General features: G+C 34.0%; 3 protein-coding genes. All 3 read right to left on the bottom strand.

Translation table 11 applies throughout. The features are described from left to right. Positions 1 to 2,150 (bottom strand): PKD-like domain-containing protein (locus C8D80_RS12690; RefSeq protein WP_133610990.1); only part of this gene is annotated, 2,150 nt, incomplete at its 3' end. Between the two features lie 7 nt (positions 2,151 to 2,157). Continuing rightward, positions 2,158 to 2,550 carry a hypothetical protein gene (locus C8D80_RS12695; protein ID WP_133610992.1) on the bottom strand — a complete coding sequence of 131 codons (393 nt, stop codon included), beginning with the start codon at positions 2,548 to 2,550 and terminating at the stop codon, positions 2,158 to 2,160. Between the two features lie 255 nt (positions 2,551 to 2,805). Further along, a partial coding sequence (locus C8D80_RS12700) for a T9SS type B sorting domain-containing protein (protein WP_133610994.1) occupies positions 2,806 to 3,182 on the bottom strand: 377 nt, incomplete at its 5' end.

A 3,182-nucleotide genomic window follows, 5' to 3' on the forward strand; every position in this document is an offset into this window, starting at 1 on the left:
TTAATACAAACCGTTTGACTTGTGCCTGATGCAATAGTGTTCAATGGTGTAACTGTAATAGTTCCTGTGGTTGTCGCTGGAGGACATCCGCCTGTTGTAGTTACAGTATAATTAAATATTCCACTTGCGGTTGGTGTTCCACTTATCGTAGCTACGTTTCCTGCCCATGAACCAGTAACTCCTGCTGGTAATCCTGCGAAGGTTGCTCCTGTTGCGCCTGTAGTTGCTAATGTAATATTTGTAATTGCACTGTTAATACAAACCGTTTGACTTGTGCCTGATGCAATAGTGTTCAATGGTGTAACTGTAATATTAACAGTTTGTGGCAAACCAATACATCCATCAGCTGTTGATGTTGGTGTCACAGTATAAGTAACTACTTGAGGAACTCCTGTAAGGTTCGCTAAAACATCTGTAATTGTAGCTCCAGTTTGAATAGTAGTACTTTCTCCTGACACATTTGCATTGTTAGCAGCTACCCAAGAAAATGTAGAAGGTATATCCGTAGTTAAAGGAAAATTCAAATTAGCATTAGAGCATATAGTTGATGAACCCAAACTAGTCATGATTGGAGGTGTACAACATAAAAAAGAAGCTGGCGCAGTATCTGGCAAATCAGCTGTACATCCTAAATTGTTCCAAAAACCAAACTCTCCATCCGCAAAAGTCTTGATAGAAACACTACAATCTGTAGTTCCTGCTCCACAATTTGCCAAAGACCCTGCTGTTAAAGTAAATCGTAAAGTATAATCAAATGTATTAGTTCCACATGCAGGGAAATTTCCATCTCCATAACTATTATCTGGATCAGTTGGATCTCCAGTACATGAACCAGTTGCAGGATTATATGAATTTAAGAAGTACCAACCTGCTGGCATTGCAGTTCCGGCAGGATAATAACCAGCAACATTATAAGTAGCTGATCCTGCAGGAAACCAATTCCATGTACCTGCAGCTGTTCCAGAACACGCATTATATGCACATGGAGGCCCAGGAGGACATGGTTGAATAACCCCATTAACATTCAAAGGAGTTCCAATATTAACTGGCATTCCTTGTGCGTTAAATGACGATGGATCCCAACAATTTCCGAATGTAGGAACAAAAGCTCCAATATAATTACAATTTACTTGTTGCCAATTTGTAACTGTATATTGATACGTTACCTGTTCACCTGCTTGATATGGTCCTGCAAGAGGAGACCCCATTGAAGTAGAAACAACAGTTAATGCATTTGTCGTATTACATGCACTATTATCACCATTTTGAGTAACACACAGAGAGAAATTCCCTTGAGCTCCTGAAACATTTGAAACTGCAATAATATATGTAGTATTTGCTGCTACTGGAATATTGTTACCCGTTGCTGTTGAACCTGTACCTTCAACACAATTAACAATAGAAAATGTAGCACAATTATTAGTAAATAATGTAAACTCAGGAGTTCCCATTGTAGCACTATTAACTGAAATATTCAAAGAAGCAGTAGTTGGTCCAGTTGTAATTTGGTACCAAACAGTTGGATTAGGAAGATCATAACAGTTATTACCTGCAAAATCAGGACCAATATTTGCACCTACATTACAATCAGAAACACATGCTGCAGCCCCACCTACAGGGTTTAATGCCAAAACAGCTCGATCCACACAAGCATCATTATCGACACAACCTGCAACAGGAAGAGGATTATTAACACAAACCGATAAATTTCCAGTTGTAACATCACCATTACTAGAAACAACAATCCAATATCTTGTACCTATTGTTAAGCCATTTACAGTTCCATTAATTACTGTATAATTTCCTCCCAAATCAAAACAATTTATAACAGAAAATGTTCCAGTACAAGTATTATTACTTGATGAAACTACTGCAAACTCAGGTCTGAAACCTGCAGCACTAGCAGTAACATCAATTGTAGCAGTATTTCCTTGAGCAACAAAAGTAAACCATGTATCTAAAAGACCTTCCTCACAGCCAGCCGAACCAACATCATTAACCGTTCCTACCGTTGAAGTAGCACAAGTACCCCCAGTTAAATCAGATACAGTCGTTGCTGTAGCACAAGTTTCTTGAGCATTTACAATTACAGAAAATAGCACCATTAAAAATGTTACTAAAATCTTTTTTAGTATAATTCTATTTTTCATAATTGAATTATTTTATAGTAGATTGAAATTGAAGTAACTTAATAAAATTTGAAGATTTAATTTTATTAAGTGAAGGCAAATAAAGTTTTGAATAATCATCCAATACTATAATAATATCTTCATCTTCTTTTCTTAAAGTTTTTATTTTTTCTAAAAGTGACTCCGAAAGCAAAACATTATATTCAGGCTTCAATATTTGAATTTGATAAGTTCCTTTCAAATCAGCAAAATCTTTTTCAAGCATCTCAATCTTATTCAAATATTTCCCTTCAGAAGTCAAATTAATCGGTTCTACAACTTCATTTATAACTTGAATTTTCTGAGAGTATGAAAACGAAATAAAACCAAAAAACAAACAAAACAAATATTTAATTCTTTTCTTACAGTAATTTTTTTCCATATTTTTATCATTTAAATTTCGATTAACTACACTTGTTTTTTTTACAAATTCAACTCAATTCACTAACGAATATTAAATTTTTGTTAATTAACAAATATTAAATTTTTTTTTAAATAAATCAAATAATTAACATAAAAAAATTAAATTAAATAAAGAAAGAAAATATTTACATATAATTTATCAAAAAATATCAATTAACAATAAAAAAGCCATTTCAACAGAAATGGCTTTTTTATTGTTAATTGATTTATTTAATTATCTTTTCAAAGAAAAATGCGCTTTAAACTGTTTAGCGACTCCATTTTCCATGTAATCTAATGAGAACCAGTAATCGGTTGCTGGAAGTAATTCTTGATTGTATGTTCCATCCCAACCCTCGCTATCGTCTGTAGCGCTTAGTTGTTTTACTAATTTACCATAGCGGTCAAAAATATACAACTTAGCTCCTGGTTGGTTTAAGCCACTGATATTCCATGTATCATTGATACCATCTCCATTCGGTGTGAAGTAATTTGGATAGTCGATTATGGTTACTATTTGTGTCATAAATGTACATCCTTCTGTATCAACAACAGTTACTAAATGTTCCCCAGCACTTACTCCTGTAAACACATTAGAAGACTGTAGTGGAC

The organism is Flavobacterium cheniae, assembly GCF_004363695.1.
GTDB classification, from domain to species: Bacteria; Bacteroidota; Bacteroidia; order Flavobacteriales; family Flavobacteriaceae; genus Flavobacterium; species Flavobacterium cheniae.